This is a genomic window from Flavobacterium sp., assembly GCF_044371705.1.
Lineage (GTDB): Bacteria > Bacteroidota > Bacteroidia > Flavobacteriales > Flavobacteriaceae > Flavobacterium.
On sequence record NZ_JBILTE010000053.1, the window covers coordinates 1 to 14762 of the forward strand.

The 14762-nt window shown below is 35.1% G+C and carries 15 protein-coding genes and 1 tRNA gene; 4 read left to right on the top strand and 12 right to left on the bottom strand.

The window, feature by feature from the left end; translation table 11 throughout:
- From ACIQ2S_RS05420 to ACIQ2S_RS05435, 4 genes are all read right to left on the bottom strand, one after another.
- On the bottom strand, positions 1 to 506 hold a 506-nt coding region (locus ACIQ2S_RS05420), incomplete at its 3' end, for a hypothetical protein (protein ID WP_396173649.1).
- Positions 507 to 535: 29 nt separating this feature from the next.
- On the bottom strand, positions 536 to 1159 hold the full coding sequence (gene pth / locus ACIQ2S_RS05425; RefSeq protein ID WP_396173652.1) for an aminoacyl-tRNA hydrolase: 624 nt from the start codon (positions 1157 to 1159) through the stop codon (positions 536 to 538).
- 326 nt (positions 1160 to 1485) lie between these two features.
- The gene (locus ACIQ2S_RS05430) at positions 1486 to 2094 is read right to left on the bottom strand and encodes a 50S ribosomal protein L25/general stress protein Ctc (RefSeq protein ID WP_396173654.1); all 609 of its coding nucleotides are present in this window, start codon (positions 2092 to 2094) and stop codon (positions 1486 to 1488) included.
- Between the two features lie 71 nt (positions 2095 to 2165).
- The gene (locus ACIQ2S_RS05435; protein ID WP_396173656.1) at positions 2166 to 3107 is read right to left on the bottom strand and encodes a ribose-phosphate pyrophosphokinase; all 942 of its coding nucleotides are present in this window, start codon (positions 3105 to 3107) and stop codon (positions 2166 to 2168) included.
- Between the two features lie 291 nt (positions 3108 to 3398).
- On the opposite strand from ACIQ2S_RS05435, the gene ACIQ2S_RS05440 reads away from it, so the two are divergent.
- Both ACIQ2S_RS05440 and ACIQ2S_RS05445 read left to right on the top strand, forming a co-directional pair.
- Positions 3399 to 3478 (top strand) — tRNA-Leu (locus tag ACIQ2S_RS05440).
- A 53-nt stretch (positions 3479 to 3531) separates the two neighbouring features.
- Positions 3532 to 3780 carry a GIY-YIG nuclease family protein gene (locus ACIQ2S_RS05445; protein WP_396173659.1) on the top strand — a complete coding sequence of 83 codons (249 nt, stop codon included), beginning with the start codon at positions 3532 to 3534 and terminating at the stop codon, positions 3778 to 3780.
- 205 nt (positions 3781 to 3985) lie between these two features.
- On the opposite strand, the gene ACIQ2S_RS05450 is transcribed toward ACIQ2S_RS05445, so the two are convergent.
- From ACIQ2S_RS05450 to aspS, 4 genes are all read right to left on the bottom strand, one after another.
- Entirely contained in the window at positions 3986 to 4495 is a 510-nt protein-coding gene (locus ACIQ2S_RS05450; RefSeq protein ID WP_396173661.1) for a GNAT family N-acetyltransferase, read from the bottom strand.
- Between the two features lie 265 nt (positions 4496 to 4760).
- Positions 4761 to 4958 (bottom strand): cold-shock protein, encoded by a 198-nt coding sequence (locus ACIQ2S_RS05455; protein ID WP_129462785.1) that lies wholly within the window; start codon positions 4956 to 4958, stop codon positions 4761 to 4763.
- A gap of 86 nt (positions 4959 to 5044) precedes the next feature.
- Positions 5045 to 5278, bottom strand: coding sequence for a hypothetical protein (locus tag ACIQ2S_RS05460; protein ID WP_396173663.1), 234 nt, complete (start codon positions 5276 to 5278; stop codon positions 5045 to 5047).
- A gap of 4 nt (positions 5279 to 5282) precedes the next feature.
- On the bottom strand, positions 5283 to 7034 hold the full coding sequence (gene aspS, locus ACIQ2S_RS05465) for an aspartate--tRNA ligase (RefSeq protein WP_396173665.1): 1752 nt from the start codon (positions 7032 to 7034) through the stop codon (positions 5283 to 5285).
- Positions 7035 to 7175: 141 nt separating this feature from the next.
- Between aspS and ACIQ2S_RS05470 the strand changes: the two genes are divergently transcribed.
- Both ACIQ2S_RS05470 and ACIQ2S_RS05475 read left to right on the top strand, forming a co-directional pair.
- Positions 7176 to 8174: a TlpA family protein disulfide reductase gene (locus ACIQ2S_RS05470; protein ID WP_396173667.1), complete on the top strand. Its 999-nt coding sequence runs from the start codon at positions 7176 to 7178 to the stop codon at positions 8172 to 8174.
- A 176-nt stretch (positions 8175 to 8350) separates the two neighbouring features.
- Positions 8351 to 8698, top strand: coding sequence for a toxin-antitoxin system YwqK family antitoxin (locus ACIQ2S_RS05475; RefSeq protein ID WP_396173669.1), 348 nt, complete (start codon positions 8351 to 8353; stop codon positions 8696 to 8698).
- A gap of 51 nt (positions 8699 to 8749) precedes the next feature.
- Here the strand turns inward: ACIQ2S_RS05475 and ACIQ2S_RS05480 are convergent, their stop codons facing one another.
- The 4 genes from ACIQ2S_RS05480 to ACIQ2S_RS05495 all read right to left on the bottom strand — a co-directional run.
- Positions 8750 to 9304 (bottom strand): hypothetical protein, encoded by a 555-nt coding sequence (locus ACIQ2S_RS05480; RefSeq protein ID WP_396173671.1) that lies wholly within the window; start codon positions 9302 to 9304, stop codon positions 8750 to 8752.
- A gap of 98 nt (positions 9305 to 9402) precedes the next feature.
- Positions 9403 to 12882, bottom strand: a complete 3480-nt coding sequence (locus ACIQ2S_RS05485) for an efflux RND transporter permease subunit (protein ID WP_396173673.1) — start codon at positions 12880 to 12882, stop codon at positions 9403 to 9405.
- A 32-nt stretch (positions 12883 to 12914) separates the two neighbouring features.
- Positions 12915 to 14072: an efflux RND transporter periplasmic adaptor subunit gene (locus ACIQ2S_RS05490; RefSeq protein ID WP_396173676.1), complete on the bottom strand. Its 1158-nt coding sequence runs from the start codon at positions 14070 to 14072 to the stop codon at positions 12915 to 12917.
- An 11-nt stretch (positions 14073 to 14083) separates the two neighbouring features.
- Positions 14084 to 14762: TolC family protein (locus tag ACIQ2S_RS05495; protein ID WP_396173678.1), on the bottom strand; the 679-nt coding region annotated here is incomplete at its 5' end.

A 14762-nucleotide genomic window follows, 5' to 3' on the forward strand; every position in this document is an offset into this window, starting at 1 on the left:
CCTTGAATTTGAGTAATTATTTGCGGGACTTCCGCAATTTGAAATTGAAGGTCAAGTGTAGTTTTTGCTTTGGACTGATTTAAATTCAAACTTCCTGACTTCACCAAAAAGTAGCCGGCTTGACCCTTACAAAAACAATGTCTGCCAAAGAGCATTTTTGTTGATTGTAATGATTGGTCAGTTATATGAAGAGGCAAATTAGCATTTGAATATTCAAAAAGCACTTCTTCTTGATACTGCCCGTCCTGAACGCCTTCTTCTGCAGTTCTAGTATATTGAAAATGAAAAATTGTTGAATTATTATCAGCTATTTTTTTGTAGTAGATAGCTCCGGTTTTATCGGTTACAATTTCAAGTTTTTCGTTTGGATAAATTGTGATTTTGCATGTCCCGTCAGTTGGACAGTCCGATTCTAAGTTGTAACTCATGGGTTGCGTAGTTTTTATTTTCTTTCCACAGCATGAAAAGGATAGCACTAAAATCAAGGGTAGTAGAATGTATTTCATAGTTTTTTATTTTAAACTAAAATCGTGCCTTATTTTCCATTAAATTCATTCATTGTATTTGCTAATCCTGCTAATGCAAAAGACTGAATGATTTCAATCGACTTGTCTAATCGTTCCAGTAGTTTTGCTTTTTCATCTTCATTCCATTCGCCTAATACATAATCAACTTGTCGGCCTTTTTTGAATTGATCGCTAATGCCAAACCGAAAACGAGGATATTCTGTGGTGTTTAATAGACTTTGTATGCTTTTCAATCCGTTATGTCCACCATCACTTCCTTTTGCTTTGATGCGAATCGTTCCAAAACTCAAATTCAAATCATCTGTAATTACAAGAATATTTTCTTTTTCAATATTTTCTTTCTCCATCCAAAATTTGACCGCTTTTCCACTCAAATTCATGTACGTATTGGGTTTTAATAAAAGCAGTGTTCGGCCTTTTATTTTAAATTCTGCCACGTCCCCCAATTTTGATGTTTGAAATGAGATATTTTCCTTTTTTGCAAAGTGATCTACTACTTTAAATCCGATGTTGTGGCGTGTATTAACATATTCAGCTCCGATATTTCCCAAGCCTACGATTAAAAATTTTTTCATATCCAGTTTTGCTACTGTATTGTTTTTTTGAAAAAGTGAATGTATCCATTGAATCATCTTGCAAAAGTACGAAAGTTTCTAAATTATAGCCGAATTTGATTGGAAGCACTTTTTACCCCTGATGGCAACGGAAAGCCTTGTGCCGTAAAAAACAATTTTTTCTTGCCTACCCAAAGCGACTAACGGAAGCTCTTGGGGGGGGGCTTAGAAAAAACGGTTTTTACAACCAAGCTTGAAGTGAACAGCAGGATTAGGTTCTTGAAAAAGTGGACAGTTTCCAGTTAGAAGCATGGAGTGATTTTGCTAGTAAGATTCTGAAACAAGTTCAGAATAAAAAAAAGCACCGGCGTGAACCGATGCTTTGAGTTTTATGAAAAATAGAACTATTTTTTCTTTTTTGCTCCACCTTTTTCTGCTTTTGCAGCTTCTTGAGCGGCTTTCATAGCTGCACGTGAAATTCTCACTTGAGCTACAACTGTATTGTCAGGGTGTAATAATTTGAAATTGTTAACCGCAACTTTGGTCACATATAATTTGTTACCCATTTCTAATGCAGAGATGTTCGCTTCAACATAATCCGGAAGATTTTTTGGTAAAGCTTTCACTTTTAATCTTCTTTGGTTCAAACGTAAAACTCCACCAGCTAATACACCTGGAGATGTTCCTGTAACTTTAACCGGAATTTCCATAGTGATTTCCTTATCGTCTTTTAACGCATAGAAGTCAATGTGTAAAATTTTGTCAGATACTGGGTGAAATTGAATGTCTTGTAAAATAACATCTGCTTTTTTACCATTCTCTAATTCGATCACAACAGTGTGTGCGTTTGGAGTGTACACCAAGTTTTTAAACGCTTTTTCTTCTGCTGTAAAATGTACTGGTTGATCTCCTCCGTAAATAACGCAAGGAACCATTCCAGCATCACGTAAGGCCTTCGTTGCCTTTTTGCCTACGCTTTCTCTTTCTGATCCTTTAATCGTAATCGATTTCATTGTAAATAATATATAGTTAATAAATAAAATACTGTTTTAGTAATGTGATTGCTTTGCTTGTCGCAATGACGTTACATTAAAAATTTTCCACTAATGGAATTGTTGTGTTGCACCATGTGCATTACTTCGGCAAAAAGCGGTGCACAACTCACCACTCTAATTTTGTTTGATTCTTTCTTTAACGGAATTGAATCGGTAACTATCAATTCACTTAATTGTGACTTCTCAATCTTTTCATAAGCATCACCCGATAAAATGGCATGTGTACAAATAGCTCTTACGCTTAATGCACCTTTTTCAATCATTAAATCGGCAGCTTTTGCTAATGTGCCTCCGGTATCAATCATGTCGTCTACCAAGATTACATTTCTGCCTTTCACTTCACCTATTAATTCCATTGTATCAATTACATTGGCTACTTTTCGTTGTTTGTAACAAATAACCACATCTGACTCCAAAAATTTAGAATAGGCATACGCTCTTTTGGAACCTCCCATATCCGGTGAGGCAATAGTTAAGTTGTCTAAATTCAAACTTTTTACATAGGGTAAAAAGATAGTGGAAGCGAACAAATGATCTACCGGTTTTTCAAAGAATCCTTGAATCTGATCCGCATGTAAATCCATGGTCATGATTCGAGTGGCTCCTGCTGTTTCTAACAATTTTGCAACTAACTTTGCTCCAATCGGGACTCTCGGTTTGTCTTTTCTGTCCTGTCTTGCCCAACCAAAATAAGGAATAACGGGAGTAATATGTCTGGCTGATGCTCTTTTAGCAGCATCAATCATCAATAATAATTCCATCAAGTTATCCGCAGTTGGAAAAGTAGAACACACAATAAAAACTCTAATTCCACGAATCGACTCTTCATACGACGGTTGAAATTCACCATCACTGTAATGTGAGAACGTAACTTTGCCTAGCGGAATACCGTAGTTTTCAGCTATTTTTTCAGCTAAATAGACACTTTGTGAACAAGCAAATATTTTTGCTTCCGGTTCTAAATGTGACATTTTAATTCGTTGTTAGGTAGTTAGTTAGTTGTGCTTCGCCGAAACGAGGTGCAAATTTAGAAATAAAAATCAACTTGTAAAGGAATTTTTCCACATTTTTCTTGAAAATATGACAAAAAAATAATTACATTTGCACCCACAAATAAGCATTCGCATGCCCGGATTGCATAGCCTTTAATTAATTTTTTCTAAAAATTAGTCAAAAGCTTAAAAATCCATAGGAAAGCCCGGATGGCATAGTCTTTAATTAATTTTTTCTAAAAATTAGTCAAAAACTTAAAAATCTAAATTGCCCGGATGGCGGAATTGGTAGACGCGCACGACTCAAACTCGTGTACTTAGGTGTGTGGGTTCGATTCCCACTCCGGGTACTAAACCTCTCAGAAATGGGAGGTTTTTTTTATTGAAATTTAAATTGAAATTTATGTTTTTCGTTTATGCCATATCAAGTTTAGAGAGAAACTACATCTATGTTGGTTTAACCGATAATTTAGAACGCCGTCTTTTTGAACATAATTCAGGTAAAAACAAAACTACAAAACCTTATGGTCCTTTTAAACTTATTTATTTTGAAGAATGTGCCACAAGAATTGAAGCTCGTGCAAGGGAAAAATATTTTAAATCTGGTGTAGGAAAAGAAAAATTACGAGCAATTCGAGGCTGCACGGATTAATTTAAATTGAGCCAAACTAGTGTACTTAGGTTTGTGGGTTCGACCTGCCTACCGGCAGGCAGGTTCCCACTCCGGCTTGCCTGCCGCAGGCAGGGTACTAAACCTCTCAGAAATGGGAGGTTTTTTAATTTAAAAACCACTAGTCCACCAATCTTTGTAAAAGAAATAATGGAATAGGTTCGTTCTTTACATTTAGAAAATAAAGTTAAAGAGTAAGCACTTTTTCATACGCTCGTCGCGGACTTCCTCTAAAATGCACGATACCACAAAATACAAAACCTGATTTTTCGAAAATTTTCATCATCGCAAAATTGTCGTGGTTGGTGTCTGCTTTGAGGCTGTGTATGTTTTGGTTTAAGGCAAATTCTTCGATGAAATCAATGATTTTTTTGGAAAGATTTTTACCTAAATGCGTTTCGGCAATAGCAACCCGATGAAATACAACAAAATCACTATTGGTTGTCCATTCTCCTTGGAGGTTGGCATATTCGGGTTCGTCATTAATTAAAACAGCAGTATAACCAATGATGGTTTGGTTTTCTGTCAACACATAGCCAATGCCTTTTTCGATGTCTTGTTGGATAATTTCCGGATTGGGATACCCGTCTTGCCATTGGTTGCTTCCATCGGCTTTTCTTCGAAGGATGGCTTTTTGGAGGATTTCCCATATTTCCCGGATATCAGTGGTGGTGGCTTTTCTGAATTGATAGTTCATGACAATTGTATGCTAAGATAGAAGTTGTAAAGTTAGCACAATTTTGTATTGAAGCACAGATTGCGTGAGTGATTGAGCCCTTGTTTGAGCTCTTTTTGTGCAAGACCAACGGGATGAAACAAAAAAGCGAGTGGCGAAAGCACGACCCTTGGGGCACGCCCAAAAAATAATTTTTATAATTTTAAAATCTGTGTTATTACAAACAAAAAAACGTCCCGATTGCTCGAGACGTTAGCCATTTCAGGTAATCTAAATAATCTATATGTTATTCGATCACAGCTACTTGAGCTGCTACTTTACCTTTTCTACCTTCTTCTTCTTCGTAAGAAACGCGGTCACCTTCTCTTAGCTCTTCAGCTTTGATACCAGTTGCGTGAACGAAAATGTCTTTTCCTGTTTCTTCATCTGTAATGAATCCGTAACCTTTAGACTCATTGAAAAATTTTACTGTACCTGTACGCATTATGAAATAATAAAAAAATTAATAATGGTCAAAGGTAATCTATAAATACATACGAATGTTAACGGAATGTTACTTTTTTGCGAAAATTATTGATTTTCAGCATTTTCGTCTTTTTTCTTGTCAAATTTAAACATATAGTCCTCTAATTTCTTGTTTTTATAGCGATGCCATAAAAAAATGGGCATGAGGACCAATGCGGTGGTTAAAACACCCAAACCTACCCATTTATCGCCTTCATTTCCAACGGTTTGTTTAAGAAAATAACCGTAGCCAATGAGGCCAAGGATGATTACAAATAAGATGCGGATGATGTATTTCATATAGTTATTTTAAATCTAGTTTAATGTGTAATTCTTTTAGTTGACTTTCGTCAATAGTTGATGGAGCATCAATCATCACATCGCGACCGCTATTGTTTTTTGGGAATGCGATGAAATCACGAATGGTTTCCTGACCTCCTAAAATAGCTACTAGTCGATCCAAACCAAATGCTAAACCCCCGTGAGGCGGAGCACCAAATTGGAAGGCGTTCATCAAAAATCCGAACTGGTTTTCGGCTTGTTCCGTTGAAAATCCTAACAAGGAAAACATACGACTTTGTAAATCACGGTCGTGGATACGAATGGAACCTCCGCCAATTTCATTGCCATTCAACACCATGTCGTAGGCATTCGCACGGACTTTTCCCGGTTCGGTTTCAATCAGCTGCATGTCTTCCGGTTTTGGTGAGGTAAACGGATGGTGCATGGCGTGGTAGCGTTGTGAATCTTCGTCCCATTCCAACAAAGGAAAATCTACTACCCAAAGTGGTGCAAATTCTTCCGGTTTACGCAATCCTAAACGTGTGGCAACTTCCATACGAAGTGCCGATAATTGTGTGCGTGCTTTATCCGCATTTCCGGAAAGGATTAAAATTAAATCCCCCGGTTTCGCGTTGGTGATTTCAGCCCATTTTTTCAAATCGGCTTCGTCATAAAATTTATCGACAGATGATTTTAAACTTCCGTCTACTTCATATTTCACATAAACCATTCCGCTGGCTCCAATTTGTGGACGTTTGATCCAGTCAATTAATGAGTCAATTTCTTTTCTGGAATAGGAAGCACAGCCGGGAACGGCAATTCCAACGACCAATTCGGCGGTATTGAATACCGGAAAGTCTTTGTGTTGAGCTACGGTGTTTAATTCGCCAAATTTCATGTCGAAACGAATATCCGGCTTGTCATTACCGTACGTTTTCATGGCATAATCATAGGTAATTCGAGGGAATTTATCCACTTCGATTCCTTTCATTTCTTTCAATAAATGACGCGTCAGACCTTCAAAAACATTCAAAATATCTTCTTGTTCGACGAATGCCATTTCGCAATCAATTTGGGTAAATTCCGGCTGACGGTCGGCACGCAAATCTTCGTCGCGAAAACATTTTACAATTTGAAAATATTTATCCATTCCGCCTACCATCAACAATTGTTTGAAGGTTTGTGGCGATTGTGGTAAGGCATAAAACTGACCCTCATTCATACGACTTGGCACAACAAAATCTCTAGCACCTTCGGGAGTTGATTTGATTAAGTACGGCGTTTCAATTTCGCAAAAACCTTGCTTGGATAAATAATTACGGACTTCCATCGATACTTTGTGACGAAAAATGAGGGAATTTTTTACCGGATTTCTGCGGATATCCAGGTAGCGATATTTCATTCGGATGTCTTCACCACCGTCAGTTTCATCTTCAATAGTGAAGGGAGGCAATTGAGCCGAATTTAAAATGGTAAGTTTTGTTACAAGTATTTCTATTTCTCCTGTAGGAATGTTTTTGTTTTTGGCTTCCCGTTCAATAACAGTACCCACTACCTGAATCACAAACTCACGACCCAATGATCTTGATGCGTCAAAAACGGTTTTTTCGGTTCGATTTTCATCAAATATCAATTGCGTAATGCCATATCGGTCGCGTAAATCGACCCAATTCATAAATCCTTTGTCACGTGATTTTTGAACCCATCCGGCAAGCGTTACTTCGGTATTGATATGCGACGCGTTTAATTCGCCGCAAGTATGCGATCTGTACATAAAATTTTAATTTGTGCAAAAGTAAAACAAAAATCCAATACTTCGGGCATTTCAACGTTGGTAGTAGGCGTAAAAAACGAACAATTTTTACAAGGATTTTAAAAAAACGAGTATATTTGATACACTTAAAAAAAATCAAATATGAAAAACAAAGTACAATACATCGGTATTTCTCTTTTGGCGGTTTTTATGACGATTACTTCGTCTGCACAAATGACCTTTACAGCAAAAATTGAAAATCGTGTGGGTGATACCATTACCATCCGAGGAGCTCAGAAGTTTATGAAAAAAATTGCGGTGAACAAAAAAGGTCTTTTTACGGAAACTTTCGAGGTGACTACCGGTTTTTACCAGTTTTTTGATGGAAGTGAATACACGCAGTTGTATTTGAAAAACGAGTATGATTTATTAATGACTTTAAATACCAAAGAGTTTGATGAGTCAATATCCTACAAAGGAAACGGTTCGTTGGAAAACAATGTCTTAGCGAGGAAAGCTTTGGATGACGAACAATTTCAATTGAAGTATTTGTCTACAGATGATGAGGAAGTTTTTGCCAAAGCATTTGAAGCAAAAAAAGCCAGCGATGCTAAACTTTTTAGTGATGTTAATTTAGATGAGAACTTTAGAACGGTCATGACTAAAAGAGCCAATCAAGAGTATGCAATGATGCAGCAAATGCGTGAAAGTGATCTGAAATCTAAAGAAATGGTCGGAAAACCATCGCCCACATTTACGTATGAAAACCATAAAGGAGGAACAAGTTCACTGTCAGATTTTAAAGGGAAATATGTGTACATAGATGTGTGGGCTACCTGGTGTGGACCTTGTTTGGCGGAGATTCCTCATCTGAAAAAAGTAGAGGCTGATTATCATGATAAAAATATTGTGTTTTTAAGTATCTCTATTGATGCTAAAAAGGACCACGAAAAATGGAAAAACATGGTGGATCAAAAACAATTGGGAGGCGTGCAATTGTTTGCCGATAACGATTGGAATTCAAAATTTGTTATCGAGTACGGTATTCAAGGAATTCCGCGATTTATTTTGATAGATCCGAACGGAAATGTGTTAGAAGCCGATGCTTCAAGACCTTCAAGTCCAGATTTACGCAAAAAATTAGATGCTTTAGTAAAGTAGGACTAATTTCATAAGTACATTAAAAACAACGCATTAGCGTTGTTTTTTTACTTGAATATTTTTGCAAATGTTAAATTTTCTTCCAATGTTACCAAATTGTTACCAAATTATGTTTTAAATGTAAATTTTTATATATATTTGTAATGTAATTGTTAACCTACTTAAACGAAGAAGATATGAAAAATTTATTTATTGCAGCGATGCTAGTAGTTTCAGGAGTAATTTTTGCTCAAGAAAACAATGTGAAACATGAGATTGTTAACAAATTAGTTAAATCAACTTTTTATTACGATAACGGTCAAATACAACAAGAAGGTTTTTATAAAAATGGAAAAGTTCATGGAGAATGGATTTCTTACAACATGAATGGAGAGAAAGTTGCCATTGGTAAATATGAGAACGGCAAGAAAGTTGGCAAATGGTTCTTTTGGAGTGGTGCCGACCTCATGGAAGTTGATTATACCGACACTCGAGTTGCTCAAGTGAAAAAATGGTCTAGTGAAGCAATTGTTTTAAATAAATAATTGAAGTTTTTTAAAAGTGAATGAAAGTCCCGTTTGGTTGCGGGACTTTTTTTATTTCTTTTGTTTTAGTTCCTTAAAGGAAGCGGAGATATTTTCCATGAATTGTAAGTGGTCATTTTTTCTTTTCAATTCGGTCCAATTCACAATTTGGTAGTATTGTCTTTTTCCCTTAATGAAAGTAAGGTGATAAAAAACTTTTATGCCTTCAACCGTTCCCTCAAGGCTAATACTTCTTGCATCGTTTCCGTTTATTTTTGTTTGAGTGAATTCAGAAAAGGTTCCATCTTCAACAGTAACTTTCATATTATCTACAATCAAGTTGGAATAACCTTCTAGATTGGCTGTGTAATAGTCCGAAAGACTTGGCTCATTGACAATCATTTCATCAAAGTCTTTTGATGGTTCATCGATTACGATGGTGTAAAATTCTTTGAATAAGTTTTGATATTGCAACGATGCATCTTCATGAAGATTATCGGCAACCGACAAGAAATTCGGAATAGCTAAAGAATAGCGTTTTTTAATCGTAATTGTTTGTGTTGCATTATCTTGTTTACAAGCAATTAGAATAAAAAGTAGTGAGAGTGAACCCATAATTTTTTTCATAGTAGTCATTCATATTTTGCGGTTCGAAAGATAAAAAAAAGCTACGCGTTTCCGTAGCTTTTGATTATTAAATTAACTGTGCAATAAAGGTAATTTTCTCAACGCAATTCGCCTGCTTTTGCTTCAGCTTTTCTGTCTCGTAGATAGTACTTTGTGCGTTTTATTAAATAGAACATCACAGGGACCATAACCAAGGTAAGCACTGTTGCATATGTTAGTCCGAAAATAATAGTCCAAGCCAGCGGTGACCAAAAAATAACATTATCCCCTCCCATATAAATATGTGGATTTAAATCGGTTACAAGTCCAAAAAAATCAAAATTTAAACCAATTGCAAGTGGAATTAATCCTAGAATAGCAGTTATAGCCGTAAGTAAAACTGGTCTTAAACGGTTTTTACCACTTTCAATAATAATTTCTTCTATTTCATAAATGGTTAAATCATTGTGACTTTCAACACCTTTTTCCGCTACTTTTTTATCTAATAATAGCACGAAAAAGTCCATTAATACAATTCCGTTTTTTACCACAATTCCTGCGAGAGAAATTATTCCCATCATGGTCATTAAAACAACAAAATCCATATTTGCAATAACATAACCATAAAAGACACCACTAAAACTTAATAAAACGGTAAACAAAATTACAATTGTTTTTGAAACTGAATTAAATTGTAGAACTATAATAATAGTAATTCCAGCCATCGCTAAGAACAAAGCATAAAGCAAAAAGCTTTGATTTTTACCTTGCTCTTCTTGTACACCAGAAAAGGAGTATTTAATCCCTTTTGGTAATTCATATCCTTTTAATTCTGCCTCAATTTGTTTCGTAATTTCATCAGCGTTGTAGCCAGTTAGTACATTTGAATAGACAGTTAAAATTCTTTTATAATTTTTTCTTTTTATTTGATTGTACGTATACGTTTTTTCGGTTTCAGAAATGGCAGAAATTGGCACCTGAACGATTTGTCCGTTATTTTGATTTCTAAATGTCAACGATTGATTGAATAGAATATTTTCATTTTTTCGCTGATCTTCTTGCATTCTAACGATGATATTATAGTCATCATCGCCTTCTTTAAAGGTAGATATTTCTTGTCCATAAACCGAACGTCTTAAGTTAAATCCAAGTTGACCTGTAGAAATCCCGGTACTTCCGGCGTTTACTCTATCTACTTTCACTTCCAATTCAGGACTTTGTTTATTTACATCTACACTTAGTTTTTCTATTCCTAGAATATTTTTTGCCTCAATAAAGCGTATCATTTTATCTGCTTCGGTAAGCATTTGATCATAATTTATTCCTGCATTTCCTGTGAGTTCAACGCTTATCGGGTATCCAGCTGGCGGACCGTTCGCGTCTTTTTCAACCGTAACTTTTGCTCCAGGTATTCCTTTTACTTTTGCTCTAATTTCATCAAGAACGTCAGACGTATTTACATCACGTCTAAACTTAAATTCGCTAAAGTTTACAGTTACTTTTCCTTTAAACGGTGTTTCGTTTGCAGAACCGGCATCAATATTTGGATTACCAGCTCCTACACCTACTTGAGAAACAATACTTTCAGCAAGGAAATTTTTGTTTGTACTTTCATCGACATATTTTTTCATTATGTCAAACACTTGTTTCTCAACAAAAAGAGTTGCTTTATTAGTTTTTTCAATATCGGTACCTTGGGGATATTCTATATAAGTTATAACCTGTCTAGGTATATTATCTGGGAAGAACAGTACTTTCCTTGGAAACAATCCCAATAAAAATATCGAAACAAAAAGTAAACCAATTATTCCGAAAAGGGCAAACCATGCGTTTTTACCTTTTAAAATTTTAGTCAAGAATATTCTATATTTTTCCTCTAATTTTGGAAAAAAACTGTGTTGAAAATCCTGTGTCCATTGGTATAATTTAATTTTATACAACCACATTAATACAAGTGAAATAATTGCTAAATGACCAATTCCTCTTGCAAATTTAGAATCATATATATTGCCAATAACTACAAACAACAACCCAATAATAACAAATGCAACAGTATATTTTTTTGCCGAATTAGCCGTTACATTTTTATCTTCGATAGCCATAGAACCACCAGTCATAGCAGCATTTACCACCATTGCTACAAACAGCGATGCCGTTAACGTCACAGTTAAAGTTATAGGGAAATAAATCATGAACTTGCCCATAGTACCTGGCCACAATGCAAATGGTAAAAATGCCATTAATGTAGTTGCTGTAGATGAAATTACAGGCCATGCAATTTCGCCTATTCCAATTTTTGAGGCTTCAACTCGTGACATCCCTTTTTTCATATTGGCAAAAACATTATCTACAACTACTATTCCGTCATCTACAAGAAGTCCTAATCCCATTACTAAACCAAAAAGTACCATAGTATTTAAGGTTAACCCAAACATTGATAGTATGGTAAATGCAATCATCATTGAAAGTGGTATTGCCGCACCTACAAATAATGAATTTCGTAATCCCATTGTAAACATTAAAACAATCATTACTAGTACAATACCAAAAATAATATGATTGGACAACTCATCTACTTGATGTTCAACTCTATCAGATTGATCACTTGTAAGCTCAATAGTTAAATCCTTTGGCAAATAACTCTGTTTTGCACTTTCTATTTTTTCTTTTACTTGGTCAATGGCAGAAATCATATTTTGACTAGAACGTTTTTTTACGTTTAGCATCACTACTTCTTTACCCGTTTCTCTAGCATAGGTGGTTTTCTCTTTTTCTTTGAAAGAAACTTGTGCAATATCTTTTAGGTATACTGTTCCACCATAAGACTTAACAACTACGTTTTCAAGTTCTTTTGGATCTTTAATTTCACCTATAATTCTAATATTATTTCTAGAACCTTGAGAAGTTAAATTTCCACCAGAAAGTGTCATATTCTCGTATTTAACAGCGTTTTGAATATCATCAAAAGAAACTTGTGCCGCTGTCATTTTGAATATATCTACGGCAATTTCTACTTCTTTATCGTCGACTCCAAGAATATCTACTTGTTTTACCTCTGGTATTTCCTCGATATCATCTTCCAGCTTTTCACCATATTTTTTCAACTGCTGGGTTGTATAATTTCCTTTCAAATTGATATTTAGAATAGGAACTTCTTCTGAAATATTAAGTTCAAAAACACTAGGTTCTACTTTGCTACCATTGTCTAAATTTGGCCAATCAGTATCTGCCTTTACTACATCAACTTTGTCTTTGATTTTAATTTTCGCGTCTTCAATTGATATTTTGTCTGAAAATTCAGCGATAATCATTCCATAATCTTGAAATGAACTTGCCGTGATTTTTTCAACACCACTTATATTTTTAAACTCTTTTTCAAGCGGTTTGATAATTAATTTTTCAACATCTTCTGCAGAGTTTCCCGGGAAGACAGATGATATATATACTTTGTTTTCAATGATTTCTGGGAAATCCTCACGTGGCATCGTTACATAGGCAATTAGTCCAGTAATGGTGACTAGTAGAGTAAAAATATACACTGTTACCCTGTTGTTTATAGCCCAACTTGATATTCCGAATTCTTTATTTTGGTGTGACATATATTAGGTATTTAGTATCTCTAAAATTACAATTAGAAATTTATTTTGGTTCCTTCTGAAATATTAGTTGCACCTTCAGAAACTAAAACATCTTTAATTGTTAGTCCCTTTAAGATTTCAGTTACGTTATTGGAGGATCTTCCAACTTGCACCAGTACTTTCTTTGCAACTCCTGTTTTTTCATTTAAATTGGTAACAGTATAAACATATTTATTTTTCTGTCCGTCCTCCAAAATCAAATTCGTTGGAACTACAATTGCATTTTTATTTTCGTAATCGGTAATCTTAAGTTTAGCCACTTGATTTGGGCGTAATAAATTTTCCGGATTGGGTACACTTACTTCAATACCGAAACTTCTGTTGTTTGGATTGATGTAATTACTAACTTGGCGAACCTTACCTTTGTAGACTTTATTTAGTGATGTTAAGTTAACTTCTACTTCCGTTCCCACTTTTAGTTTTCCAATATAAGTTTCAGGAACACTAGTTGAGACATACATATTGGTCAAGTTCACAATTCTGAATAATTCCATACCTGGAGCAACCACTTTTCCTTTTTCAATCAATACTTCGTCAATTGTGCCGTTAAAAGGAGCTTTCACCAAAGATTTGGCTACTTGAGACTTTATTTGGGCAACCATTTTTTGTTGGCTTTCCATGGCAGTTTTAGACTGCAGGTATTGAATTTCGGAACCAATTTTTTGATCCCAAAGGTTTTTTTGTTTTTCAAAAGTAGTTTTTGCAAGTGCTAATTGTGTTTCTGCTTGTGCCAATTGTGAACCCATACCGCCATCATCTATTCGTGCTAAAACCTGACCTTTTGTAACCCGTTGACCGGCTTTTACATTTACTTGTGTTAAAACACCAGAATATTCCGGACTAATCATGATATTCTCTTTGGTGTCAACATTTCCTTGTATTTCTAAATAATGTGTAAAAAGGGTATCTTTTATGGTGATTACCTCAACTAAAGTACTCTTTTGAATGGTGTCTAACGCTTCAATTGCTTTGTCAAGTTTAGCCAAATCAGCGACCAATTTTTCATATTCTTTGTGAAAAGTTTCACGCGTAGCTTTTATTTTTACTAAGTCTTTGGATTGAATGACTTCGTCAAGATTTCCGTTTTTGTTTTCACCGGAACAAGCGAATAATAAAATGGAAAGTACAGAAAGTGATAGTATTTTTTTCATGTGGAGGGATTTTAGTTTTTAGTTGTGATTTTCTCAAGTGCTGCTCTGCTATTGATGACATTTACCATTGCTTGTAAATAATCTTGTTGAGCGGTGTATAATTGTCTTTGTGCCTCTGTAAATTCAAAACTGGAGGAGAGACCTTCGGTGAACTTAATGTTCTGTTTCTTTTCGATACGTTCAGCCAACGTTAAGTTTTGTTTGGAACTAAAATATTGTTCCACATCAAAATCAAACTTGCTTTTTGCTGTAAAGTACTCCAATTTCAGCCGTTGTTCGGTTTCTGTAAGTTCCGTTTTTGCTTGTTCCAAAGCAATCTTCGCTTGTTGTGTGCGAGCATTTCTGCCAAATCCACTAAAAATAGGAATGTTTAAATTCACTCCTAGGTTGGAATAATCCAACCAATTGTCAGCATTGGTAAACGTACTGAAATCTTCTCCAAATGCATTGTAGCCATAATTTAGAGAAGCTCCTAGAGAAGGTAAATATTTACTTTTTTCAAGTTTCAATTCCAGGTTTCGCTGATCAACAAAATTGGTCATTAATGTATAATCAATATTTTGTTCTACATTAAATTCAGGATTGGTCAGAGCCAAATCAAGATTTAAAGCAGTTAGTGATTTTAGGTCATCAGTCAATACTAATTCATCGTCTAATTCAATGCCCAAATTTATTTTCAGCATATTTTCA

What these genes read in the sequence shown, in the direction of transcription:
- ACIQ2S_RS05450 (WP_396173661.1), bottom strand. Translation starts at nt 4,495, where the DNA reads ATGAACTATCAATTCAGAAAAGCCACCACCACTGATATCCGGGAAATA.
- ACIQ2S_RS05475 (WP_396173669.1), top strand. Translation starts at nt 8,351, where the DNA reads ATGAAAAATTTATTTATTGCAGCGATGCTAGTAGTTTCAGGAGTAATT.
- ACIQ2S_RS05485 (WP_396173673.1), bottom strand. Translation starts at nt 12,882, where the DNA reads ATGTCACACCAAAATAAAGAATTCGGAATATCAAGTTGGGCTATAAAC.
- ACIQ2S_RS05480 (WP_396173671.1), bottom strand. Translation starts at nt 9,304, where the DNA reads ATGAAAAAAATTATGGGTTCACTCTCACTACTTTTTATTCTAATTGCT.
- ACIQ2S_RS05430 (WP_396173654.1), bottom strand. Translation starts at nt 2,094, where the DNA reads ATGAAATCGATTACGATTAAAGGATCAGAAAGAGAAAGCGTAGGCAAA.
- ACIQ2S_RS05445 (WP_396173659.1), top strand. Translation starts at nt 3,532, where the DNA reads ATGTTTTTCGTTTATGCCATATCAAGTTTAGAGAGAAACTACATCTAT.
- ACIQ2S_RS05460 (WP_396173663.1), bottom strand. Translation starts at nt 5,278, where the DNA reads ATGAAATACATCATCCGCATCTTATTTGTAATCATCCTTGGCCTCATT.
- ACIQ2S_RS05490 (WP_396173676.1), bottom strand. Translation starts at nt 14,072, where the DNA reads ATGAAAAAAATACTATCACTTTCTGTACTTTCCATTTTATTATTCGCT.
- ACIQ2S_RS05455 (WP_129462785.1), bottom strand. Translation starts at nt 4,958, where the DNA reads ATGCGTACAGGTACAGTAAAATTTTTCAATGAGTCTAAAGGTTACGGA.
- ACIQ2S_RS05435 (WP_396173656.1), bottom strand. Translation starts at nt 3,107, where the DNA reads ATGTCACATTTAGAACCGGAAGCAAAAATATTTGCTTGTTCACAAAGT.
- aspS (WP_396173665.1), bottom strand. Translation starts at nt 7,034, where the DNA reads ATGTACAGATCGCATACTTGCGGCGAATTAAACGCGTCGCATATCAAT.
- ACIQ2S_RS05470 (WP_396173667.1), top strand. Translation starts at nt 7,176, where the DNA reads ATGAAAAACAAAGTACAATACATCGGTATTTCTCTTTTGGCGGTTTTT.
- pth (WP_396173652.1), bottom strand. Translation starts at nt 1,159, where the DNA reads ATGATTCAATGGATACATTCACTTTTTCAAAAAAACAATACAGTAGCA.